Origin of the sequence: Pseudomonas sediminis (genome assembly GCF_039555755.1) — a bacterium.
In the GTDB taxonomy this organism is placed as follows: Bacteria; Pseudomonadota; Gammaproteobacteria; order Pseudomonadales; family Pseudomonadaceae; genus Aquipseudomonas; species Aquipseudomonas mendocina_D.
Map to the genome: position 1 here is coordinate 3,702,944 of NZ_CP154631.1, position 23,393 is coordinate 3,726,336.

16 protein-coding genes and 7 tRNA genes are annotated in these 23,393 nt (G+C 62.0%); 16 read left to right on the forward strand and 7 right to left on the reverse strand.

What is annotated here, in order from left to right; translation table 11 throughout:
- Positions 1–57 precede the first annotated feature (57 nt).
- From AAEQ75_RS17345 to AAEQ75_RS17360, 4 genes are all read left to right on the forward strand, one after another.
- Positions 58–1,020 carry a UDP-glucose 4-epimerase family protein gene (locus AAEQ75_RS17345; RefSeq protein WP_343349895.1) on the forward strand — a complete coding sequence of 321 codons (963 nt, stop codon included), beginning with the start codon at positions 58–60 and terminating at the stop codon, positions 1,018–1,020.
- Complete coding sequence (locus tag AAEQ75_RS17350; RefSeq protein WP_280069437.1) at positions 1,017–2,027, forward strand: MraY family glycosyltransferase; 1,011 nt, start codon at positions 1,017–1,019, stop codon at positions 2,025–2,027. The genes AAEQ75_RS17345 and AAEQ75_RS17350 overlap by 4 nt, the downstream gene beginning before the upstream one ends.
- 111 nt (positions 2,028–2,138) lie before the next feature.
- Positions 2,139–4,145 carry a polysaccharide biosynthesis protein gene (locus tag AAEQ75_RS17355; protein WP_343349896.1) on the forward strand — a complete coding sequence of 669 codons (2,007 nt, stop codon included), beginning with the start codon at positions 2,139–2,141 and terminating at the stop codon, positions 4,143–4,145.
- A gap of 85 nt (positions 4,146–4,230) precedes the next feature.
- Positions 4,231–4,554, forward strand: coding sequence for a ComEA family DNA-binding protein (locus AAEQ75_RS17360; protein WP_343349898.1), 324 nt, complete (start codon positions 4,231–4,233; stop codon positions 4,552–4,554).
- A 471-nt stretch (positions 4,555–5,025) separates the two neighbouring features.
- Here AAEQ75_RS17360 and AAEQ75_RS17365 read toward each other — a convergent pair.
- Together AAEQ75_RS17365 and AAEQ75_RS17370 are read right to left on the reverse strand one after the other, a co-directional pair.
- Positions 5,026–5,101: transfer RNA gene (locus AAEQ75_RS17365), tRNA-Asn, on the reverse strand.
- A 230-nt stretch (positions 5,102–5,331) separates the two neighbouring features.
- On the reverse strand, positions 5,332–6,528 hold the full coding sequence (locus AAEQ75_RS17370) for an amino acid aminotransferase (RefSeq protein ID WP_343349900.1): 1,197 nt from the start codon (positions 6,526–6,528) through the stop codon (positions 5,332–5,334).
- Positions 6,529–6,772: 244 nt separating this feature from the next.
- Between AAEQ75_RS17370 and uvrB the strand changes: the two genes are divergently transcribed.
- Positions 6,773–8,788, forward strand: a complete 2,016-nt coding sequence (gene uvrB, locus AAEQ75_RS17375) for an excinuclease ABC subunit UvrB (RefSeq protein WP_106735670.1) — start codon at positions 6,773–6,775, stop codon at positions 8,786–8,788.
- A 112-nt stretch (positions 8,789–8,900) separates the two neighbouring features.
- Here uvrB and AAEQ75_RS17380 read toward each other — a convergent pair whose 3' ends face one another.
- Both AAEQ75_RS17380 and AAEQ75_RS17385 read right to left on the reverse strand, forming a co-directional pair.
- A complete protein-coding gene (locus AAEQ75_RS17380; RefSeq protein WP_343352423.1) occupies positions 8,901–10,394 on the reverse strand; it encodes an MDR family MFS transporter in 1,494 nt (497 codons plus the stop codon).
- A gap of 49 nt (positions 10,395–10,443) precedes the next feature.
- A complete protein-coding gene (locus AAEQ75_RS17385) occupies positions 10,444–11,493 on the reverse strand; it encodes an HlyD family secretion protein (RefSeq protein WP_343349901.1) in 1,050 nt (349 codons plus the stop codon).
- 107 nt (positions 11,494–11,600) lie between these two features.
- Here AAEQ75_RS17385 and AAEQ75_RS17390 point away from each other — a divergent pair, with 107 nt between their 5' ends.
- The 8 genes from AAEQ75_RS17390 to AAEQ75_RS17425 all read left to right on the forward strand — a co-directional run bounded on the left by AAEQ75_RS17390 (position 11,601) and on the right by AAEQ75_RS17425 (position 14,945).
- On the forward strand, positions 11,601–12,521 hold the full coding sequence (locus AAEQ75_RS17390) for a LysR family transcriptional regulator (RefSeq protein ID WP_343349902.1): 921 nt from the start codon (positions 11,601–11,603) through the stop codon (positions 12,519–12,521).
- 33 nt (positions 12,522–12,554) lie between these two features.
- Positions 12,555–14,036 carry a glutamate--tRNA ligase gene (gene gltX, locus AAEQ75_RS17395; RefSeq protein WP_343349904.1) on the forward strand — a complete coding sequence of 494 codons (1,482 nt, stop codon included), beginning with the start codon at positions 12,555–12,557 and terminating at the stop codon, positions 14,034–14,036.
- 201 nt (positions 14,037–14,237) lie between these two features.
- A tRNA-Ala gene (locus AAEQ75_RS17400) sits at positions 14,238–14,313 on the forward strand.
- Between the two features lie 60 nt (positions 14,314–14,373).
- A tRNA-Glu gene (locus AAEQ75_RS17405) sits at positions 14,374–14,449 on the forward strand.
- 49 nt (positions 14,450–14,498) lie between these two features.
- Positions 14,499–14,574 (forward strand) — tRNA-Ala (locus tag AAEQ75_RS17410).
- 48 nt (positions 14,575–14,622) lie between these two features.
- Positions 14,623–14,698 (forward strand) — tRNA-Glu (locus AAEQ75_RS17415).
- Between the two features lie 47 nt (positions 14,699–14,745).
- Positions 14,746–14,821: transfer RNA gene (locus tag AAEQ75_RS17420), tRNA-Ala, on the forward strand.
- A gap of 48 nt (positions 14,822–14,869) precedes the next feature.
- A tRNA-Glu gene (locus tag AAEQ75_RS17425) sits at positions 14,870–14,945 on the forward strand.
- Between the two features lie 171 nt (positions 14,946–15,116).
- Here AAEQ75_RS17425 and AAEQ75_RS17430 read toward each other — a convergent pair.
- A complete protein-coding gene (locus AAEQ75_RS17430) occupies positions 15,117–16,979 on the reverse strand; it encodes a sensor domain-containing diguanylate cyclase (protein ID WP_343349906.1) in 1,863 nt (620 codons plus the stop codon).
- Positions 16,980–17,182: 203 nt separating this feature from the next.
- Here AAEQ75_RS17430 and AAEQ75_RS17435 point away from each other — a divergent pair, with 203 nt between their 5' ends.
- The gene (locus tag AAEQ75_RS17435) at positions 17,183–17,632 is read left to right on the forward strand and encodes an acyl-CoA thioesterase (protein WP_099525411.1); all 450 of its coding nucleotides are present in this window, start codon (positions 17,183–17,185) and stop codon (positions 17,630–17,632) included.
- A 5-nt stretch (positions 17,633–17,637) separates the two neighbouring features.
- Here the strand turns inward: AAEQ75_RS17435 and AAEQ75_RS17440 are convergent, their stop codons facing one another.
- On the reverse strand, positions 17,638–18,033 hold the full coding sequence (locus AAEQ75_RS17440; RefSeq protein ID WP_343349908.1) for a hypothetical protein: 396 nt from the start codon (positions 18,031–18,033) through the stop codon (positions 17,638–17,640).
- 173 nt (positions 18,034–18,206) lie between these two features.
- Between AAEQ75_RS17440 and AAEQ75_RS17445 the strand changes: the two genes are divergently transcribed.
- Positions 18,207–19,157 (forward strand): tRNA dihydrouridine synthase, encoded by a 951-nt coding sequence (locus AAEQ75_RS17445; RefSeq protein WP_343349909.1) that lies wholly within the window; start codon positions 18,207–18,209, stop codon positions 19,155–19,157.
- Between the two features lie 303 nt (positions 19,158–19,460).
- Positions 19,461–19,910 carry an Hsp20 family protein gene (locus AAEQ75_RS17450; RefSeq protein ID WP_256837220.1) on the forward strand — a complete coding sequence of 150 codons (450 nt, stop codon included), beginning with the start codon at positions 19,461–19,463 and terminating at the stop codon, positions 19,908–19,910.
- Positions 19,911–20,012: 102 nt separating this feature from the next.
- On the opposite strand, the gene AAEQ75_RS17455 is transcribed toward AAEQ75_RS17450, so the two are convergent.
- On the reverse strand, positions 20,013–23,291 hold the full coding sequence (locus AAEQ75_RS17455; RefSeq protein WP_343349910.1) for a sensor domain-containing protein: 3,279 nt from the start codon (positions 23,289–23,291) through the stop codon (positions 20,013–20,015).
- Between the last annotated feature and the right edge of the window lie 102 nt (positions 23,292–23,393).

Consider the following 23,393-nt stretch of genomic DNA (forward strand, 5'->3'; position numbering starts at 1 on the left):
AGCGAGCTGGTATCCAGCTTTGAAGGTCGATGCCTAAGCCATAAGAGCTTGTTGTACATGATGATTTTGTTAACAGGCTCCACCGGGTTTGTTGGCCAAGCACTGCTGGCTCGGCTAGCCGCCCAGCCGGCTCTTGACTTGGTTGTGGTGTCGCGCCGCCCGAATTCCAGTTTGCCGGCTGGTGTCGCTCATGCCCAAGTTGCAGATATCGCGGCGGATACTGCATGGCAACCGGTGCTGCAGGGCGTGCAGGTGATCATTCATGCTGCCGCCCGCGTTCACGTGATGAGCGACAAGGTTGCTGACCCGCTGGCGGAGTTCCGCAAGGTCAATGTCGATGGCACCCTGAACCTCGCTCGCCAGGCTGTAGGTGCCGGAGTAAAACGCTTCATCTTCATCAGTTCGATCAAGGTCAATGGCGAGAGCACCGCGCCTGGCAAGCCTTACAGTGCCGAGTCGCAACCCGCACCGGTGGATCCTTACGGCATCTCCAAGCTTGAGGCGGAACTGGCGCTGCGGGAGTTGGCGGCGGAAACGGGTATGGAGGTGGTGATCATCCGTCCGCCGCTGGTCTATGGACCCGGCGTCAAGGCCAACTTCCTCAGCATGATGCGCTGGCTGAGCAAGGGTATTCCGCTGCCCTTGGGAGCCATCCAAAATCGGCGCAGCCTGGTGGCTCTGGATAACCTGGTGGACCTGATTGCAACCTGTGTCGAGCACCCGGCGGCGGCTAATCAGACCTTTATGGTCAGCGATGGCGAGGATCTTTCTACCCGTCAACTGCTCCGTCGCATGGGGGGGGCACTTGGCAGGCCGGCGCGCTTAGTGCCGATTCCTGCGTGGCTGCTGGAGGCTGGGGCCAGTTTATTGGGCAAGAGGGCGCTGGCACAGCGCTTATGCGGTTCGCTACAAGTTGATATCAGTAAAACGCGAGAGCTGCTCAACTGGTCACCACCGCTTGGCGTCGATGAGGCGCTGCGCAGGGCGGCCGAGCATTTCCTGGAACATCAAGCCGAATGATCCTCTGGTGGTTGCTGCCGGTCCTGGCAGGTGTTTCTCTTCTTTTAACGGGTGCATTGCGACGTTATGCCTTGGCGCGCAGCCTGATGGACGTCCCCAATGCCCGCAGTTCCCACTCGGTACCCACCCCCCGCGGTGGTGGTGTGGCGATTGTCCTCAGCTTTCTTGCTGCGCTGCCTCTGCTGGCAGTGGTGGGTGTTTTGCCATGGCCTGTGCTGTGGGCATTGATGGGGGCTGGGGCGTGGGTCGCTGTGGTGGGCTTTCTCGATGACCATGGTCATATCGCTGCGCGCTGGCGGTTGTTGGCGCACTTCATCGGGGCGGCCTGGGCGCTAGGCTGGCTGGGCGGTTTACCGTCCCTGGCGGTTTTCGGCTTTGACTTGGAGTTGGGCTGGCTGGGGTATGTGTTGGCGGCGTTCTACCTGGTCTGGCTGCTTAACCTGTACAACTTCATGGATGGCATCGACGGTATCGCCAGTGTCGAGGCAATCAGTGTGGGCCTGGGTGGCGCGTTGATTTATGCATTGCTGGGTGAGCCGACTGCCATCGGGGCACCACTCCTGCTGGCTGTAGCCGTGGCAGGCTTTCTGTTCTGGAATTTCCCACCGGCGCGCATCTTCATGGGCGATGCGGGTAGTGGTTTTCTCGGGATTGCATTGGGCGTGCTCTCGCTCCAAGCGGCCTGGATAGCCCCCCAGTTGCTTTGGAGTTGGCTGATTTTACTAGGGGTGTTCACCGTTGATGCCACCTGGACATTGTTTCGGCGTTTGCTGCGGGGCGATAAGGTTTATGAGGCGCACCGTAGCCATGCGTACCAGTACGCCTCGCGCCGGTTCGGCAATCACTTGCCGGTGACCTTGGCGGTGCTGGGGATAAATCTGCTGTGGTTGTTGCCGATCGCGTTGTGGGTTGGGCTTGGTGGGTTGGATGGTTTGCTCGGCTTGTTGGTTGCCTATCTGCCGCTGGTGGTGCTGGCGGTGAAGTTCAAGGCGGGGGAGCGAGAGTAGGGGTCAGTGCTTCGCTTAAGGTCAGGGCGTGGGCCGTTTTTTGTGCTGTTGTGCAGTGTAACTTGCGGCAGTTGGTTCAGAGATGGCTTGAGAAAAAGTTGAGGGATCATTGTGTTAAGACTCGCCGAGAAGTTGCGTAGCCATCTGGTCAAGCTGCCACGACGGCAAAAGCGACTGATTCAGGTCACCGTGGATGTGGGGCTGGTCTGGGCGGCGCTGTGGCTGGCATTTGTCGTGCGCCTGGGCGATTCGAAAAATATCGAACCCTTCGCCGGGCATGCCTGGCTGTTCGCCGTAGCGCCGCTGATAGCGATTCCCTTGTTTGTTCACTGCGGTATGTACCGGGCGGTGATGCGTTATTTCGGCAACGATGCGCTGCTTGCTATTGGCAAGGCGGTTACGCTGTCGGCGTTGCTGCTGGCGCTGGCGGTGTACTGGTATCAGGGTGCGCCCAAGCTCATTCCCCGCTCTATGGTGTTCAACTACTGGTGGTTGAGCCTGGTGATGATTGGTGGGCTGCGCCTGGTGATGCGCCAGTACTTTATGGGTGATTGGTATTCGTCGGATCAGCCTGGCCGGCTCAACGGGCGTGATGCGGGTTTGCCAAAGGTGGCGATATATGGTGCTGGCGCGGCCGGCAACCAACTGGTGGCTGCGTTGCGGTTGGGGCGGGCTATGCGTCCAGTGGCTTTCATCGACGATGATCCCAGCATTGCCAATCGGGTGATCGCTGGACTGCGGGTCTATAAGTCCAGGCATATCCAGCAGATGATCGATGAAGCCGGCGTCGATGAGATTCTGCTGGCAATTCCTTCGGCTAGCCGCGGTCGCAGACGTGAGATTCTGGAGCTGCTCGAGCAGTATCCGCTGCATGTGCGCAGCGTGCCCGGTTTCATGGATCTGGCCAGCGGCCGGGTTAGGGTCGAGGATGTACAGGAAGTGGACATCGCCGATCTGCTTGGCCGCGATTGCGTGCCACCACAGCGGCCTTTATTCGAGCGTTGTATCCGTGGTCAGGTGGTGATGGTGACGGGGGCGGGCGGTTCGATCGGCTCGGAGTTGTGCCGGCAAATAGTGGCGACTGGGCCGACCACTTTGCTGTTGTTCGAGCACAGCGAATTCAACCTCTACAGCATCCATTGCGAACTGGAACAGCGTATTCGCCACGAGTCATTGCCTGTGAACCTGGTGCCGATCCTGGGTTCCATTCGTAACCCAGGGCGCATTCTGGATGTGATGCGTACCTGGAAGGTCAACACGGTTTATCACGCAGCGGCGTACAAGCATGTGCCGATGGTCGAGCACAATATCGCCGAGGGCGTGCTGAACAATGTGCTGGGATCCACTTTCACCGCGCAGGCGGCAATCAAGGCCGGTGTAGAGCACTTCGTGCTGATTTCCACGGACAAGGCTGTGCGCCCGACCAATGTGATGGGCAGCACCAAACGCCTTGCCGAGATGGTGTTGCAAGCCTTGAGCGCAGAACCTGCACCGGTGCTGTTCAGATGTGATGATGGCGTGCACCAGGTCAACAAGACCCGCTTCACCATGGTGCGCTTCGGCAACGTACTGGGGTCTTCTGGCTCGGTGATTCCGTTGTTCCATGATCAGATTCGCCGGGGTGGCCCGGTGACGGTGACCCACCCGAACATTACCCGCTACTTCATGACCATTTCCGAGGCGGCGCAGTTGGTTATCCAGGCCGGTGCCATGGGCCAGGGCGGCGATGTGTTCGTCCTCGATATGGGCCAGCCGGTGAAGATCGTCGATCTGGCGGAGAAGATGATTCATCTGAGCGGACTCAGCGTGCGTTCGGAAAAGAATCCGCACGGCGATATTGCCGTCGAGTTCACCGGTTTGCGTCCCGGCGAGAAGCTCTACGAGGAGTTGCTGATCGGCGACAACGTCAGCCCGACCGATCACCCGATGATCATGCGCGCCAATGAGGAGAGTCTGCCTTGGGAGTCTTTCAAGAAAGTATTGGGCGAGCTGCTGGGTGCGGTCGAGCGTTATGACTACGACCGGGTACGGCAACTGCTGCGCGAAACGGTGAGTGGTTATCGGCCCGAGGGGGAGATCGTCGATTGGATTCACCAGCAGCGGCGTTCCGACTCCTGATTTGACAGACGGGTATCAGCGTCTAGTTTTTCCTTCGTGGAGCTTGGAAGTCCCACATGGATCAACTCACGAAAGGATGCACATCATGCTGAAAGCCCGTCTTTCTTCCCTGCTGTTCGCTGTTCTCGCTTCTCTCTCCCTGGCTGCCGTGGCCGCCGAAACGCCGAAAACCGAAAGCGCCAAGCCGGCTGCCGTGCAGGTGGCGCAGGTGGCCGTGGTCAATCTGAACACCGCCGATGCGGATACCCTGCAGCGCGAGCTGGCGGGTATCGGCGAGACCAAGGCCAAGGCGATCGTGGCGTACCGTGAGGAACACGGTAACTTCGCGTCGGTCGACGAGTTGCTGGAGGTCAAGGGGATTGGCCAGGCGACGCTGGAGAAGAATCGCGACAAGTTGAGTGTGAACTGACGCCTGGCGGCGTTGCCATTTGGGCCGGTCCTTGACCGGCCTTTTTGCTTTTAAGGGGACGCATCTTGTCGGCGCCAGGCCTTGGCTCTCGAGTGCTGCCGGTGCGCACGGCGCACCCTACGTTGGGTGTCCGCAGGCAATAAAAAACCCAGCGGTTAGGCTGGGTTCTCGAATTTGGCTCCGCGACCTGGACTCGACAGCGAAGCTGAACGCGCTTTAGCGCGGCCCCGAAGGGGTGAGCGCAGCGAATAACCTGGGACGCAGTCCCTGGTGAGAGTCCGCAGGCAATAAAAAACCCAGCGGTTAGGCTGGGTTCTCGAATTTGGCTCCGCGACCTGGACTCGACAGCGAAGCTGAACGCGCTTTAGCGCGGCCCCGAAGGGGTGAGCGCAGCGAATAACCTGGGACGCAGTCCCTGGTGAGAGTCCGCAGGCAATAAAAAACCCAGCGGTTAGGCTGGGTTCTCGAATTTGGCTCCGCGACCTGGACTCGAACCAGGGACCCAATGATTAACAGTCATTTGCTCTACCGACTGAGCTATCGCGGAACAACGGCGCGTATGTTACTGATTAAAAAAGAGAAGTCAACACTTCAACGCGATATCTCCGTGGTTAGAATTCGGGGTGTTCAGCGATGGTGTCGTGGGAGGGGCTTTAGCCGCGATGGCAGTGGCAGATCGCGGCTGAAAAGGAATGTCGCCCAGTCGTTCCTACAGTGACTGTTGGCGCATACAAAAACGCCGGCCCATGGGCCGGCGCTTTTGTCTATCGCAGAGGCTTACAGCACGGCGTGGATCGCGCGGGTGACGCTGTCCAGGTTGCCTTTGTTCAGCGCGGCAACGCAGATGCGGCCGGTGCCGACGGCGTAGATGCCGAACTCTTCCTTCAGGCGCTCGACCTGCTCCACGGTTAGGCCGGAGTAGGAGAACATGCCGCGTTGCTCGGCGACGAAGCCGAAGTCGCGCTTGGCACCCAGGGCTGCCAGTTGTTCGACCATGGCCAGGCGCATGCTGCGGATGCGGTCGCGCATTTCGCCCAGTTCGGCTTCCCACATGGCGCGCAGCTCGGGGCTGTTGAGCACGCTGGCGACTACAGTGGCGCCGTGGGTTGGCGGGTTGGAGTAGTTGGTGCGGATCACGCGCTTGAGCTGCGACAGGACGCGAGTCGACTCTTCACGGCTGCTGGTGACCAGCGACAGGGCGCCGACGCGCTCGCCGTAGAGCGAAAACGACTTGGAGAAGGAGCTGGAGACGAAGAACTCCAGGCCCGACTCGGCGAACAGGCGAACGGCTTCGGCGTCCTGCTCGATGCCGTCACCGAAGCCCTGGTAAGCGATGTCGAGGAAGGGCACGTGCTCACGCTCGCGCAGCACGTCCAGCACGGCTTTCCAGTCTTCCAGCTGCAGGTCGACGCCGGTCGGGTTGTGGCAGCAGGCGTGCAGCACGACGATGGAGTGAGCCGGAAGGTTGCGCAGGTCTTCGAGCATGCCGCCACGGTTCACGCCATTGCTGAACGGATCATAGTAGCGGTAGTTCTGCACCGGGAAGCCGGCGGATTCGAACAGGGCGCGGTGGTTTTCCCAGCTCGGGTCGCTGATGGCGACGGTGGCGTCCGGCAGCAGGCGCTTGAGGAAGTCGGCGCCGATCTTCAGGGCGCCAGTACCGCCCAGGGCCTGGGTGGTGATCACGCGGCCGGCTTCGATCAAGGCTGCGCCCTTGCCGAACAGCAGCTCTTGCACGGCCTTGTCGTAGGCGGCGATGCCTTCGATGGGCAGGTAGCCACGTGGCGCGTGCGCCTCGATACGCGCTTTTTCGGCTTCTGCGACGGCGCGCAGCAGCGGAATCCGTCCCTCCTCGTTGTAGTAGACGCCCACGCCAAGGTTGACCTTGGTCGCGCGGGTGTCGGCGTTGAATGCTTCGTTGAGGCCCAGGATGGGATCGCGCGGAGCCATTTCGACGGCAGAGAAGAGACTCATGATGGATGCGGCAACTCGAGTGAGGGGTGGGTGGCCAGGCGTCCCCGACAAAAGCGCTAGGGGGCGCGTAAACGGGGCGTTAGTATAACGACCCTGTATCCAGGGGGCGACAGCGCAAAGCCCTGAATTAAGGCCTTTTGCCAGGTAATTCGACTCTACCTGGAGCTATTGCCGAGTCGCCCCGCAATTCATGGCTTTGACGCCGCCCGACAGGGCGCGTCACAGTCGTTTGTCGAGGTGCTGCATGTCCGAATTTCAGTTGGTGACCCGCTTCAAACCTGCCGGCGATCAGCCCGAGGCGATCCGGCAGATGGTCGAGGGGCTGGAGGCCGGTCTGTCGCACCAGACTCTGCTGGGCGTAACCGGCTCGGGCAAGACTTTTTCCATTGCCAACGTGATTGCCCAGGTGCAGCGCCCGACCCTGGTCCTGGCGCCGAACAAGACCCTGGCCGCGCAGCTCTACGGCGAGTTCAAGGCATTCTTCCCGAACAACGCGGTGGAGTATTTCGTCTCCTACTACGACTACTACCAGCCGGAAGCCTATGTGCCGTCGTCGGACACCTTCATCGAGAAGGATGCCTCGATCAACGATCATATCGAGCAGATGCGTTTGTCGGCGACCAAGGCGCTGATCGAGCGCAAGGACGTGATCGTGGTCTGCACCGTGTCGTCGATCTACGGCCTGGGCAGTCCCGAGGAGTACCTGAAAATGGTGCTGCACCTCGATCGCGGCGACAAGATGGACCAGCGCGCGCTGTTGCGCCGCCTGGCCGAGCTGCAGTACACCCGCAACGACATGGATTTTGCCCGTGCGACTTTCCGCGTGCGCGGCGATGTGATCGACGTCTTTCCGGCGGAGTCGGATCTTGAAGCCATCCGTGTCGAGCTGTTCGATGACGAGGTGGAGAGCATCAGCGCCTTCGATCCGCTGACCGGTGAGGTGATCCAGAAGCTGCCGCGTTTCACCTTCTACCCCAAGAGCCACTACGTCACCCCGCGTGAAACGCTGCTGGAGGCGGTTGAGCACATCAAGGTCGAGCTGCAGCAGCGCCTGGAGTACCTGCGCGGGGCGAACAAGCTGGTGGAGGCGCAGCGTCTGGAGCAGCGTACGCGCTTCGATCTGGAGATGATTCTCGAACTGGGCTACTGCAACGGCATCGAAAACTACTCACGCTACCTCTCGGGTCGCCCGGCTGGCGCGCCGCCACCCACTCTTTATGACTACCTGCCTGATGAAGCGCTGCTGGTTATCGATGAGTCCCACGTCTCGGTGCCGCAGGTCGGCGCGATGTACAAGGGCGACCGTTCGCGCAAGGAGACGCTGGTGGAGTACGGCTTCCGCCTGCCCTCGGCGCTGGATAACCGACCGATGCGTTTCGAGGAGTGGGAGGCGGCCAGCCCGCAGACCATTTTCGTGTCCGCCACGCCGGGACCTTACGAGGGCGAGCATGCTGGGCGTGTGGTGGAGCAGTTGGTGCGACCGACTGGCTTGGTCGACCCGCAGATCGAGGTGCGCCCGGCGCGCACTCAGGTCGATGATCTGCTCTCGGAGATCCGTTTGCGCGTGGCGGCGGGCGATCGTGTGCTGGTCACCACGCTGACCAAGCGCATGGCCGAGGACTTGACCGATTACCTGGGTGATCACGACGTCAAGGTGCGTTACCTGCACTCGGACATCGATACTGTTGAGCGGGTGGAGATCATTCGTGATCTGCGTCTCGGCGCCTTCGACGTGCTGGTGGGTATCAACCTGCTGCGCGAGGGTCTGGACATGCCCGAGGTGTCGCTGGTGGCGATCCTCGATGCAGACAAGGAAGGTTTCCTGCGCAGCGAGCGCTCGCTGATCCAGACCATCGGCCGCGCGGCGCGTAACCTCAACGGTCGAGCGATTCTCTACGCCGACAACATGACCGGCTCGATGCAGCGCGCCATCGGCGAGACCGAGCGGCGTCGTGCCAAGCAGATCGCCTTCAACGAGGCCAACGGCATCGTGCCCAAGGGCGTGCAGAAAGACGTCAAGGACATTCTCGAAGGCGCCGTGGTGCCCGGTGCGCGGAGCAACAAGCGCAAGGGCATGGCCAAGGCGGCGGAGGAGAGCGCACGCTACGAGAACGAGCTGCGTTCGCCGAGCGAGATCACCAAGCGTATTCGTCAGCTGGAAGAGAAGATGTACGCCCTGGCGCGCGACCTGGAGTTCGAGGCCGCCGCGCAGTTACGTGATGAGATTCAGAAGCTGCGGGATAGGTTGTTGCAGGTTTGATGTTGCCGCGTGGCGCGGGGGCGCCGGTGTAGGAGCCCCGCCCCGGGGCGGAGCTTTTGGTTTTACGGTGTTCTCTCGATTCGCCGCGTGGCGCGGCTCCCACACAGTAGGGTCAGTGAGCCGCGCCACCGCCCGCCATGTTCTGCGGCAGCTTTCGTGTCAGCAGGATCGCCAGCATGCTCACGCCCAGGGCGATGCCGATGAAGTGGAAGGCGTCGTTGTAGGCCATGATGATCGCTTGTTCATGCACGATCTGGCTGAGCTTGGCCAGTGCTGCCTGTTCGCTGCCCAATGTCTGTGTCAGCAGGTGCAGGCGTTCCTCGACTTGTGGGTTGGTCGGCACGATGGACTCGCGCAGGTAGTCGAAATAGACCTTGGCGCGGGCATCCAGCAGGGTGGCGAGCAGGGCGATGCCGATGGCGCCGCCGAGGTTGCGCAGGATGTTGAACAGGCTGGAGGCCGAGCCGGCATCCTGCGGCAGGATATAGGCCGTGGCGATCAGCGACACCGTGACCATCACCAGCGGTTGGCCAAGCGCGCGGACGATCTGGATGTGCTGGAACTGCTCGCCGGCAAAGTCCGGGTTGAGCACGCCGGAGAAGAAACTCGCCGCGCCGAACAGGGCGAAGCCCAGGGCGCACAGCCATTTCGGCGAGATGATCTTCATCAGCTTGGGCACCAGCGGGATCAGAAACAGCTGCGGCACGCCCATCCACATGATCACTTCGCCGATCTGCAAGGCGTTGTAGCCCTGGATCTGCGCCAGATAGAGCGGCAACACATAGATCGAACCGTACAGCCCGACGCCGAGGCCCAGGCTGGAAATGCTGGCCAGGCCGAAGTTGCGTTCGCGCAGCACGCCCAGGTTGATCAGTGGATTGGGGCGGGATATCTGCAGGATGACGAACAGGATCAGGCTGACCAGCGCCACGCTGCCCAGGCCGACGATCAGTTGCGATTCCAGCCAGTCCTTGCGGTGGCCTTCTTCGAGAAATACTTGCAGGCAGCCCAGGCCCATGCCCAGGGTGACGATGCCGGCGTAGTCGGTGGTCTTCAGCAGCTCCCAGTGTGGCGCCTTCTTTTCCAGGCCGTAGAGCAGGCCGGCAATCATGATCAGGCCGGGCGGCACGTTGATGTAGAAGATGTATTCCCAGCCCCAGTTCTCGGTCAGCCAGCCGCCCAGTGTCGGGCCGATGGAGGGGGCGAAGGTCGCCGTGATGGCGAACAGGGCCATGCCCTTGGCGCGGTGATGCTCGGGTAGCTTGATCAGCGTCATGGTGAACGCCAGCGGGATCAGCGCGCCGCCAGTGAACCCTTGCAGCGCGCGGAACACGATCATGCTTTCCAGGCTCCAGGCCAGGGAGCACAGCAGCGAAGCGATCAGAAAACCCACCGACACCCAGACGGCCAGGCGGCGTGCTGAGAGCAGCTGCACCAGCCAGGCGGTCAGCGGAATCATGATGATCTCGGCGACCAGGTAGGAGGTGGAGATCCACGAGCCTTCTTCCAGCGTCGCGGATAGCGCGCCCTGAATGTCCTTGAGTGAAGAGTTGGTGATCTGGATATCCAGCACCGCCATGAAGGCGCCGAGCATGGCGCTCATCACCGCAATCCAGTCGCGGCGGCTGGGCTCCGCCGTGGGGCGGACCAGTGCATCACCCGCCATGGCTGTCGTCGCTGCGCAGATCCACGGTCACCTCTACCGACATGCCGGGGCGGATCAGCCCGCGCAACGGGTTGTCAGCGGCGAAGGTCAGCTTGACCGGAATGCGCTGCACCACCTTGGTGAAGTTGCCGGTGGCGTTGTCTGGTGGCAGCAGGCTGAACTGCGCGCCGGAAGCCGCGAACAGGCTGTCGATACGGCCTTCGATGGGCGTGTCCGGGTAGCTGTCGAACAACAGTTCGGCCTTTTGTCCCGGACGCATGCGGCCGATCTGGGTTTCCTTGAAGTTGGCCTGGATCCAGATGTCCTGATCCGGCACCAATGACAGCAGGTAAGCCCCGCTTTGCACCACCTGACCTTCACGGGCCGAGCGCTGGCCGACCATGCCGCTGATCGGTGCATGGATTTGCGTGCGCGCTAGGTTGAGGTCGGCCTGTTTCAGGTCAGCCTGTGCGGAAAGAATCAGTGCGTCCAGGCGCTTGAGCTCGGCTTCCAGGCTGGCTACCTGCTGACGCTGCGCCTGCAGATCGGCCTGAGCCTTGGCCACTTGCGAACGGGCCACACGGTTGTCGGCGGCCAGGGTGGTGACCCGCTCTTCGGAGACATAGCCCGGCTTGCGCAGGGTCTGGGCGCGGCCGAGGTCGAGCCTGGAGCGATCCAGCGTGGCCTGGCTGGCGGCGACATCGGCCTGGCTGGCGGCGATCAAGCTGGCCTGCTGGTCGAGTTTGCTCTGCGCCTGGGCGCGCTCGGCCTGGTGGGTTTCCAGGGCTGCGAGGGCGCGCTGGCGAGTCAGGCGGAAATCGGCGTCTTCCAGCACGGCCAGCAACTGACCGGCTTCCACGTGCTGGTTGTCGCGTACCAACACCTTTTCGATGCGTGCATTCAGCTGGCTCGAGACGCGGGTGATCTCGCCCTGTACGTAGGCGTTATCGGTGCTCTCGTGGTAGCGACCCACCATTAGCCACTGGGCGAGCAGGGCGCCAGCGATCAATACCAGTAGAGTTACGAAGACGAGAAGACGACGTTGCAGTTTAGCGGGCATGCTTGAGGCTCGGGATGCGGCGGATAAATGTAAGTAAATTTAACAGCGTTCCCTTTTCGCCAGTAGACTGTCGGCTTGGCATGCTTTGTTGCGTATGAGGAACAATCATGGGGCTGGATGACGCACTGATCTTTACCCGAGTGGTGGAATGCCACAGCTTCACCCAGGCTGCGACCAGCCTGGGCATGCAGAAATCGACGGTGAGCCGGCGCATCGCGTTGCTCGAAGAGCGCCTTGGTGTGCGTCTGCTAAACCGCACCACGCGTAAGTTGCGCCTTACCGAGGTGGGGCAGGCTTACTACGAGCGTTGCCGGCAGATCATGCTCGATTTCGCCGAAGCCGAGCAGGCGGTGATGCAGTTGCAGCGCGAACCCTCCGGATTGTTACGCATCACTTCACCGATCGAATTTGGCCAGTTGTTTCTCGGGCGAGTGCTGGGTGAGTTCATGCGTCAGTACCCGCAGATCGACGCGGAGGTGGAGCTGACCTCACGGTCGGTCGATCCGCTGGAGGAGGGCGTGGATATCTCTATCCAGGTCGGCCAGCCGCAGGACTCCACGCTGATCGCGCGCAAGCTGTTCGAAAGTGGCCGACGCCTGTGCGCCAGCCCTGCTTACCTCGCAGCGCACGGTACGCCGCGCAGCGTTGCCGAACTGGAGGGGCATCGGGCGATTCTCCTGCAGCACGATGCGCCGCGCTATTGGCCGCTGCTAGGCGAGCACCTGCCGTGCCAGCGAGTGATGACCTGCAACAACATCACCTTCGCCCGTGAGGCGACGCTGGCAGGTGCAGGGATTTGCGGGCTGCCGGTGATGATCAGTGAGGAGGCGGTGCGTAGCGGGCGCTTGATCGAGCTGTTGCCCGAGGCGCGTCTGCCGGTGGGGGAGGTCTACGCGATCTATCCGTCACGACGCTTCCAGGCGATGAAGGTCAAGACCTTCCTCGACTTCCTCATCGCCAGCTTGCCCATCACTCGTGGCGGGTTGCTGGAGCCAGGTGCCGCCGGCCTGCTAACATCGCCCGCTTGATTCAACCCTCGTGTCTTCCTTCCGAGAGCATTCATGACCACCGTCCGTACCCGTATCGCGCCATCGCCAACTGGCGACCCCCATGTCGGCACCGCCTATATCGCGCTGTTCAACCTGTGCTTCGCTCGTCAGCACGGTGGCCAGTTCATTCTGCGCATCGAGGACACCGACCAGGTTCGTTCCACGCGTGAGTCCGAGCAGCAGATTTTCGACGCGCTGCGCTGGTTGGGTATCGAATGGGACGAAGGCCCGGACGTTGGCGGCCCGCACGGCCCTTATCGGCAGAGCGAGCGTGGCGAGATCTACAAGAAGTACTCCGATGAGCTGGTTGGCAAAGGCCATGCCTTCCCGTGCTTCTGCTCCGCCGAGCGCCTCGATGAAGTGCGCGCGCAGCAGATGGCCAACAAGGAAACCCCGCGTTACGACGGCTACTGCATGCACCTGGAACCGGCCGAGGCGCAGCGTCGCATCGCCGCGGGCGAATCGCACGTGGTGCGCATGAAGGTGCCCAGCGAGGGCACTTGCGTGGTGCCGGACATGCTGCGTGGCAATGTCGAGATCCCATGGGATCGCATGGACATGCAGGTGCTGATGAAGGCCGATGGCCTGCCGACCTACTTCCTGGCCAACGTGGTCGACGATCATCTGATGGGCATCACCCACGTGCTGCGTGGCGAGGAATGGCTGCCGTCCGCGCCCAAGCTGATCAAGCTGTACGAATACTTCGGTTGGGAACAGCCGGCGCTGTGCTACATGCCGCTGCTGCGCAATCCGGACAAGAGCAAGCTGTCCAAGCGCAAGAACCCCACCAGCATCACCTTCTACGAGCGCATGGGCTACCTGCCGCAGGCCATGCTCAACTACCTCGGTCGCATGGGCTGGTCGATGCCGGACGAGCGCGAGAAGTTCTCCCTGGCCGAGATGATCGAGCACTTCGACATCAACCGCGTGTCGCTGGGTGGGCCGATCTTCGATCTGGAGAAACTGTCCTGGCTCAACGGCCAGTGGCTGCGTGAACTGCCGGTGGAAACCTTCGCCGCCGAAGTGCAGAAGTGGGCCCTCAACCCCGAGTACCTGATGAAGATCGCGCCGCACGTGCAGGGCAGGGTGGAGACCTTCAGTCAGATCGCGCCGCTGGCCGGTTTCTTCTTCTCCGGCGGTCTGAACCTGGATGACAAGCTGTTCGAGCACAAGAAGCTATCGCCTGATCAGGTACGTCAGTTGATGCAACTGATCCTGTGGAAGCTCGAGTCGCTGCGCCAGTGGGAAAAGGATCGCATCACCGGCTGCATTCAGGCTGTGGTCGAGCACCTGGAGCTGAAGCTGCGTGACGCCATGCCGCTGATGTTCGCGGCGATCACCGGTCAGGCCAGCTCGGTATCGGTGCTCGATGCCATGGAAATCCTCGGCCCGGACCTGACTCGCTTCCGTCTGCGCCAGGCACTGGAGCTGCTCGGCGGCACCTCGAAGAAAGAGGCCAAGGAGTGGGAGAAACTGCTGGCGAGCATTGGCTAAGTTGAGACGTGCAACTGTGGGAGGGGCTTTAGCCACGATGATTTGATTTTGTCGCCGCTGAAGCGCCTCCCACGGTTACGGCTAACTTTCCACGAGTGAGGCTCTAAGTAATTGTTCTATTGGCAAAAACTTTGGGCTGGCCGGAAAAATGTTGTTGACAGCCAATCGGGGCGCTCTTAACATGCGCCCCGTCCTCGAGATGGGGCTATAGCTCAGCTGGGAGAGCGCTTGCATGGCATGCAAGAGGTCAACGGTTCGATCCCGTTTAGCTCCACCAATCTCGACTCCTTCGGGAGTGCCAGAATCGATGTGAGTCGGTTCGCGATTAGGGTCTTGCGTCCCCTTCGTCTAGTGGCCTAGGACACCGCCCTTTCACGGCGGTAACAGGGGTTCGAGTCCCCTAGGGGACGCCACTTATTCCAGCAGCAGCGTTTAGGCGTTGCAGCCAGACCGCAAGGTTTCGGGGCTATAGCTCAGCTGGGAGAGCGCTTGCATGGCATGCAAGAGGTCAACGGTTCGATCCCGTTTAGCTCCACCAAACACTGACAAGGCCAGCTTAGTGCTGGCCTTGTTCTTCGAAGGTTTCGTCCCCTTCGTCTAGTGGCCTAGGACACCGCCCTTTCACGGCGGTAACAGGGGTTCGAGTCCCCTAGGGGACGCCATATTCCAGTCGCAATGCGCAAGCGTTGCGAGCCGACCGCAAGGTTTCGGGGCTATAGCTCAGCTGGGAGAGCGCTTGCATGGCATGCAAGAGGTCAACGGTTCGATCCCGTTTAGCTCCACCAATCACACACAAGGCCAGCCTAGCGCTGGCCTTGTCGTTCGAAGGTTTCGTCCCCTTCGTCTAGTGGCCTAGGACACCGCCCTTTCACGGCGGTAACAGGGGTTCGAGTCCCCTAGGGGACGCCATTTTCTTGCCGCATTTGCGGAACCCAGGGGCCATCTCTTGCGAGGTGGCCCCTTTTTGTTTTGTCCCCTTTCTCTGATTCTCGATATGCGCCTGCCGGCAGATGAGCATCAGCGTCTGTTGAGTGATCCTGTGATCCTGAAGGCTGTGCTCGAACTGGTGGAGCTGGTGCCTCAGGGGGCCTTGAAGGCCATGGCCTCGTAGCTGACCACACGGTTACGGCCGCCCGCCTTGGCGCGGTAAAGGGCGCGGTCGGCCAGTTCCAGCCAATGCTCGCCGCAGTCCGGCTCGCTCGGTACGCCGGCATGCAGGCCGATGCTCAGGCTCAGCGCTATCGACTGTTGTTGGTAGAGGCAGGGATTGAGCGCGAGCTCTTCGCGCAGTTGTTCGGCCAGGTCGAGTGCGCCGGTGAGATCGGTACTGTCGAGCAAGATGACGAATTCTTCGCCGCCGAAGCGTGCCAGCAAGTCGCTACTGCGCAGGCGCTGCTGGATACGCTGGGCTGCATGGCGCAGGCAGGCATCGCCGGCGAGATGGCCGTAGCGGTCATTGACCTGCTTGAAGTGATCCAGATCCAGCATCAGGACCGCCAGTGACTGTCGGCTGCGCACGGCGCGGGCGCAGGCGCGAGCCAGTTCTTCGCTGAGTGTCTGGCGGTTGAACAGGCCGGTAAGCCCGTCGCGTCGATTCAGCTCGGCCAGGCGCAGGTTGGCGTTGGACAGTTGCTGCAGGGTGTCCTGCAGCGTCGCGGTGCGCTCCTGTACGCGCTGTTCCAGGCTTTCGCTGATCTGCGTTTGCAGTTCCAGGTGCTTGGTCTGTTCGCTGCGCAGGCGGCGCTCCTGATCGATCAGCTTGGCCTGAGCCTGGCGTTCGGCTTGCTGCACCTGGCGGATGCGCGAGGCCAGGGCGATGGAGAACACCGTCATCTCGATCAGGCCGCCAATCTGCTGGGCATGCAGGGTCAGCAGCGAGTAGGGCAGCAGTCCGGTGCCGGTGAGGATGCTGGCAAGGCTGGCGGCGATCAGCACGAACCAGCCCAGGGCGAACAGGCGCGCGGCTGCGTAACCGCCGCGCCAGCGCAGCAGGGTGATGACGAAGGCGGCCAGTGCGCAGGCGGTCACCAGCACGAAGCTGCCGATCAGGGCGGGTGCATACGGGCCAAACAGCGCCATGCCCAGCACCAACCAGGCGCAGGCCTTGAGCGTATTGGCGACCCAGCGATAAGGCCTGGCGGCCTTGTCCAGATCCAGCACGCCGTAGGTGAATTGAATGCCGAACAATGTCGCCAGGGCGGAGCTGAGCGGGAAGCTCAGTTGATGCCAGGCCAGCGCGTTGGGCCACAACCATTGCAGGGCGAAGCCGAGCTGGATGAACTGGTAGAGACTGAAGCTGGCGACGAACAGGCTGTACCAGAGGTAGTTGCGGTCGCGGGTGATGCAGAAAATGCTCAGGCTGTAGATCAGCATTGCCATCAGGGCGCCGAAGAACAGGCCCTGCAGCAACAGGCTGCGCTGCTCCTGATGATCGAACGCATCACGGGTCATCAGACTGGCGCTGAGGTTGGCCGAGCCGTCGGTTTGCATGCGCAGCCAAATGCGCTGGCGTTCGCCAGACGCTACGTGCAGAGGCAGTACCAGTTGGCGGTGCTCGACCCAGCGCCAGTCGAAGGGGCGCTGGTCTCCTGCGCGGTAGATGCGTTTGCCGTCCAGGCCGTAGGCGTCCAGTTGATCCAGCAGTGGGTTACCGATCAGCAGCACCCAGCCCAGCGAGCGGCTGTGCGGGTTGTGTAAGTCCAGGCGTAGCCAGTAGGTGCTGCCGCTGTAGCCGAAGCTGGCATCGCGCCGCTCCACTGCTTGCCAGGCGGAGTCGGGCAGTGCGCGCACATCGGTGATGTCGGCACGGCCATCCGGGTCTTCCCAGAACGCCATGTAAGGCCCGGGCAATGTCTGCGTCTGACCAATCGGCAGCGGCAGGCTTTGCGCCCAGGTCAGTGCTGGCAGCAGCAGAAGCATCAATAGGCGCAGGGTGGCAGTCAATTGCTCGTTCTCGGGCTCTCGTGCGAGTGCGCTGCATTATGGCGCGCGATGATGGCACGATGAAAGCTCGGCGCTGCACGGAGAGGCCGTGCGGCGTATCATGCGGCACCTGATCGACTGGCCGCCGAGGAAGCAGGCAGCCGCATTCTGGAATCGGATCACCCGGCTTGCCGCATGCAGGCTGCATACCTGGAGGTAGAGTCATGAACTGGGAGTTGCCCGACCCCTTCGTCATCGATATCGAAGTGAGCGCAGACGACATCGACGGCCTCGGTCATGCCAACAACGCGGTGTACGTCAGTTGGCTGGAGCGTTGCGCCTGGCGGCACTCGCAGTTCCTTGGGCTGGACCTGGTCGAATACCGCCGCCTGGATCGCGCCATGGCTGTGGTGCGTCATGAGATCGACTACCTCGCCAGCGCCTACGAAGGGCAGCATCTGCAGATGGCGACCTGGATCGTCGAATCCGATCAGCGCCTGAAGATGGATCGACGTTTCCAGCTGGTGCGTCCGGAGGATGGCGTTACCTTGCTGCGTGCCAAGACCACCTTCGTCTGCATCGAACTGTCCAGTGGGCGCCCCAAGCGCATGCCGGCGGAGTTCGTCGAGGGCTATGGCAAGGCGCTGACGCCGCCTTATCCGCTGGAGCTGTAGGCTGCTCAGTCATCCTGCGGCGCAAGAAACACCTGCTCCGGCTCTACCATGACGGCGAAGTGACGGGTTTCGCCGGGGCGGAGGATGACGGACTGCGCCACATCCGGCCCACGCCCTCCACAATAACCATCCGGCGACATGGCCACGGCGACACTTAGCTCGCCGTTGGGCAGGTCCAGGCTGGTGTGGTCGCCGGGACCGAGTTTCGCCACCACCTGCTGATTGACGTAGAGCTCCACGTCGCAGGCATTCGGCGCGTTGTTGTCACGGCTGAAGATCAGGCGCGCGGGCGCATCGGCAACCGGGTCTGCCGGCATGGGGACGATGCCGCTGGGCATCGCTTCATCAGCCTGGGCGCCCCAGCAGCAGATGCCCAGAGCGATCAGTGCGAGATAACGCATGGCGAGCCTCTCTGTTGGGTGGAATGTCAGTGTGGCCTATCTGATGCCGTAGATACGACACCTGTGGCCCTGCTGAGTGCGGTTTGAGCATCGTCTTTCGCCTTGTCTGAGCGTCGCTCGACGGCTTTTCATGCAGCCCCTAAACTGTGCGCCCCATTTTTCCGGACAACCTCATGCAAACCGCCCTGGCGCCCATGGAGGGGCTGGTCGACGAGATTCTGCGCGACGTGCTGACTCGCATCGGCGGCATCGACTGGTGTGTCACCGAGTTCATTCGCGTCAGCGAACGGCTGTTGCCGGCTGCCACCTATCACAAGCTGGCGCCCGAGTTGTTCAATGGCTCGCGCACTCAGGCCGGCACACCTATGCGCGTGCAGTTTCTGGGGTCCGATCCGCAGTGCCTGGCGGACAACGCCGCCTTCGCCTGCACGCTCGGCGCGCCGGTGATCGACCTCAACTTCGGTTGCCCGGCCAAGACGGTGAACAAGTCGCGTGGCGGCGCGGTGCTGCTCAAGGAGCCGGAGCTGTTGCATGCCATCGTCCGCGAAGTGCGGCGCACGGTGCCGGCCGAGATTCCGGTCACGGCGAAGATGCGCCTGGGCTTCGAAGGCAAGGAGGGCGCGCTGGACTGTGCGCGGGCGCTGGCCGAAGGCGGAGCGAGCCAGATCGTCGTGCATGCGCGCACCAAGGTCGAGGGCTACAAGCCGCCGGCGCACTGGGAGTGGGTGGCGCGTGTGCAGGAGGTCGTCGGCGTGCCGGTGTTCGCCAATGGCGAGGTGTGGACGCTGGACGACTGGCGCCGCTGCCGCGAAATCAGCGGTGTGGATGACATCATGCTGGGGCGCGGCCTGGTTTCTCGACCAGGGCTGGCGCGGCAGATCGCTGCCGTCAGGGCCGGCGAGGAGCCCGAGGAAATGAGCTGGGCCGAATTGCAGCCGCTGTTGCTCGACTTCTGGCAGCAGGCACGGCGCAAACTGTCGCCGCGCTACGCGCCGGGGCGCCTGAAGCAATGGTTGGCGATGCTCACGCGTACCTATCCGGAGGCTGTTGCGCTGTTCGCTGAAGTTCGCCGCGAGCAGGATTGCGAGCGTATCGACCAGTTGTTATCTAAACAACCTCGGTAGGAGCGGCAATTTTGCAGTGTTTTCAGCCCTCTCCCCCAGCCCCTCTCCACTAGGCGTGCCCCCAATAAATGGGAGAGGGGAGCCAAACGTTTTCCCCTTTAAGTGAACAGCATTACGGTAGGAGCGAGCTCTGCTCGCGAACGCTTTTCGCGAGCAGAGCTCGCTCCTACACCCTTCTGATCCTTGCGCTCGATGATCAAGGCATGCCTTGAAATTCCTCTGACAGGCCTCAGATAAGTGACTGCGGGATGCCGAAGTCGGGTTCCGCAATATGACACTTGCTGAAATTTCAGGAGAATATTCATGAGCAACGTACTGTCTCTGGCCCCTCTGTTCCGCCAGTCCGTCGGTTTCGACCGTTTCAATGATCTTTTCGAATCTGCCCTGCGCAGCAATGACGCTGGCAGTTCTTACCCGCCCTACAACGTCGAGAAGCATGGCGAAGACCACTACCGCATCGTGGTCGCGGCTGCCGGCTTCGAGGAAGACGACCTGGAGTTGCAGGTCGAGCGGGGCGTGCTGACCGTGGTGGGCAACAAGCGTGATCGCAGCGCCGAGAGCGTCAGCTACCTGCATCAGGGTATCGCTCAGCGTGCGTTCAAGCTGTCGTTCCGCCTGGCGGATCATATCGAGGTCAAAGGCGCCAACCTGGCCAACGGTCTGCTCCATGTCGAGCTGGAGCGTATCGTGCCGGAAGAGGCCAAGGCCAAGCGCATTCCAATCGGTAGCCAGCGTCCGGCGCTGGAAAACTGAGCCGCTAGCTGACCGAGAAGGCGCCCCAAGGGGCGCCTTCTTCGTTTCAAGCGACAGGTAGGGTGTGCCGTGCGCACCGAGGGCGCTACCAGATTGCGACTGCTACCTTCCCAGTAGTTCGCAGAAGACTTCCTGCGGTAGCGGCTTGCTGAACAGATAACCCTGGTAGAGGTGACAGCCCTGCGCTTGCAGGAAGTCGAGCTGGTCCTGCTGCTCCACGCCCTCGGCGATCAGTGCCAGCCCCAGGCTGCGGGCCATGGCAACGATGGCGCGAATGATCTCGGCATCGTTGGGGTCGTTGGTGGCGTCACGCACGAAGGACTGATCGATCTTCAGCATGTCCACCGGCAGGCGTTTGAGGTAGGTCAGCGAGCTGTAGCCAGTGCCGAAGTCGTCCATGGCGAAGCTGACGCCATGTTTCTTCAGGCGCAGCATCTTGCCGACGGTGTCATCAATATTCTGAATGACGATGCCTTCGGTGATCTCCAGCTTGAGCATCGCATTGGGTAACTGGCTGTCGCGCAGGCTTTTGGCGACCCGCTCGACGAAGTCGTGCTGACGGAACTGGCGGGGGCTGATGTTGACGCACAGGCTGAAACGTTCGCTGTCGACCAAACCATCAACAAGTAGCTGTGAGCAGAAATGGCAGGCTTCAGCCAGCACCCAGCCGCCGACCTCGACGATCAGTCCGCTTTCTTCCAGTACCTGGATGAACTGCGCGGGCGACTGTGGGCCCAGTTGTGGATGCTGCCAGCGCAACAGCGCTTCGGCGCCGACCACCTTGCCGTCACGGGCATCGACCTGGGGTTGGAAGTGCAGTTCGAATTCGCCGCGAGCCAGGGCCAGGCGCAGGTCGTTTTCCAGGCGCAGGCGTGCGCTGGCGGCGTCCTGCATGGTGGTGCGAAACAGCTGGATGGCGTTGCGCCCGGAGTCCTTGGCGCGATAGAGGGCGATATCCGCGCGCTTGAGCAAATCGGCCGGGGTGTTGCCGTGGTCGGGGATCAGCGCAACGCCGATGCTCGGGGTCACCTGCAGACGGTGACCGTCCAGCAGCATGGGTTCGGCGAGCAACTGGCGCAGCTTGTCGGCAACCTGGCGGACGTGACGGGTCACTTCCGAGCGCTTGCCCTGCAGGCCGGAGAGCAGCACCACGAATTCGTCGCCGCCGAGGCGGGCCACGGTGTCCTCCAGGCGCACGCTGGCTTCCAGGCGCGCGGAGATCAGGCGCAGTACCGAGTCGCCGACGGGATGGCCGAGCGAGTCGTTGATGTGTTTGAAGTGGTCGAGGTCGAGAAACAGCAGGGCGCCGCGCAGTTCATGGCGCTTGAGCAGGGCAATCTGTTGGGTCAGGCGATCCATCAGCAGGGCGCGGTTGGGCAGGTTGGTCAACGCATCGTGATAGGCCAGGTGCTGGACCTGCGCCTGGGCCTGCTTCAGTTCACTGGTGTCGCGCGCGGTGAGCAGCAGGCAGGGCACATCATTGAGTTCGATGGGTTGCACGGACACGTCGACCAGGCGTACTTCGCCGTCGCGGTGGCGGCCGTGCATTTCCATGTGCAGCACCTGGCCGTGCTGGGTCAGGTGCTCGATCATGCGCACGCGCTCTTCCGGATAGGCCCAGATGCTCAGCTCATGCACCGTGCGGCCGATCACTTCCCAGTCCAGGTAACCGGTGATGCGGGTAAAGCCTTCGTTGATCTCGATATAGCGGCCGGTATCACGTTCAGTGATGGTGATGGCGTCCGGGCTGGAGTGGAAGGCCTTGGCAAACTTCTCTTCCGAGGCTTGCAGGCGTTGCTCGCGCAGCAGCCGCTCGCTGATGTCGACCAAGGTACCGACCATGCGTTGTGGTTGACCGGCATCGTCGAGCTGCAGCTTGGCGGTGCTTTCGAGAAAACGCAGGCCGCCATTGTCCAGCTGTATGCGATAAGTGACCTGATAGTGACTGCGGCGCTCCTCGACCAGGCGCTGGTAACTCTGGCGCAGGCTGTGTCGATCTTCCATCGGCACCTGGCGGAAGAAGTCGAGGAAGGCGCCTTCGAACGGTCGTGACTCCAGGCCCTGCAGTTGCGATGCTCGGGCGCTGGCGAACAGTCGACTGCTGGGAATGTGCCAGTCCCAGGTGCCCAGGTCGGCCGAGTCCAGCGCCAGGCGCAAGCGTTGCTTGCTTTCGCTGAGCGCCTGCTCCTGCGCGCGTTGCTCGGTGATGTTGCGCACGGTGAGGACCAGGCAATTGGTGCCGTTCAGCTCGATTTCGCCGCCGAACAGCAAGTTGCTGGTGACGCTACCGTCGCGGCTGAACAGCCGTACCTCCAGGTTGTTCAGGCGCCCGGCTTGTACCGCGTCGAGCATACGTTGACGGTCGCTGGGGTCCGCCCATATGCCTAGCTCCAGTGAGGTGTGGCCTACGGCTTCGGCGCTGCGCCAACCAAATTGCTGCTCGAAACTCGGGTTGACCTCGATGAAGCGGCCGGTGGCCCGGTCGGTAATGGCCACCGCGTCGGGGGTGTGCATGAAGGCCTTGGCGAACTTTTCCTCGCTGGCGCGCAGTGCATTTTCTGCGCGCTTGCGTTCGCTGGTATCGAGGAAGGTGCAGAGCATCAGGCGTTCGCCCTGCAACTCGATGTACTGGCTCGATAGAACACCGTCGAGAATCGCACTGCTGCGTGTGCGCAGCTGGACTTCCTGGATCACCGGTTCCCGGCTTTGCGGGGCCTGCTGGCGCAGCTGATCGCGCTGGCTGGCGTGGACCCAGAGGTTCAGGTCGTGGGTGTGGCGGCCGAGAATTTCGCTGGCCGTCCAGCCGAAGGCTTGGGTGAAGTGCTGGTTGATCTCGATGATCGCGCTGTCGTCGTAGCGCACCAGCATCATGATGTCGGGACTCAGACGGAACAGGCTGGCGAAGCGCTCCTCGGACGCACGCAGGGCCTCGGCGCGCTCTTGCTGGGCGCTGATGTCGCGGATCACTCCGAACATGCGCGGGCGGCCGTCGGCCTCGTACTGCAGGCTGCCGGTAATCTCCAGCCAGTGCAGGCTGCCGTCCGGCCAGCGGATACGATGGCGCAAGGCATTGGCGATCTGCTCGCCTTTGAGGATGGCGTTGAATTTCGCCAAGACCTCGGCGCGCTCCTCTTCAGGGATCAGTTCGATGTAATGCAGCTCGCGCGTTACCGGGCGATTGGGGTCGAGGCCAAACAGGGCCTGAGCGCCGCGAGACCAGTTGACCTGGCCACTGCGAATGTCCCAATACCAGGTGCCGAGATGGGCGCCGTTCAGCGCGGCTAGCAAACGTGGCGCATCCTGCCAGGTCTGCTCGAATTCGGCGGGGTCCATCGCCGGTATGTGTGGCAGGGGCGGGGTCTGGTCAGTCGATCTGGCCATGGCCGTACCTTCCTCTGGAGTGCGCGATGCGCGGGGCGGGCGTTAAAGGCATGTAGATATGTTTTTGTAGTTATGTCACCACGTTAGTCTCAGTTCGGATGC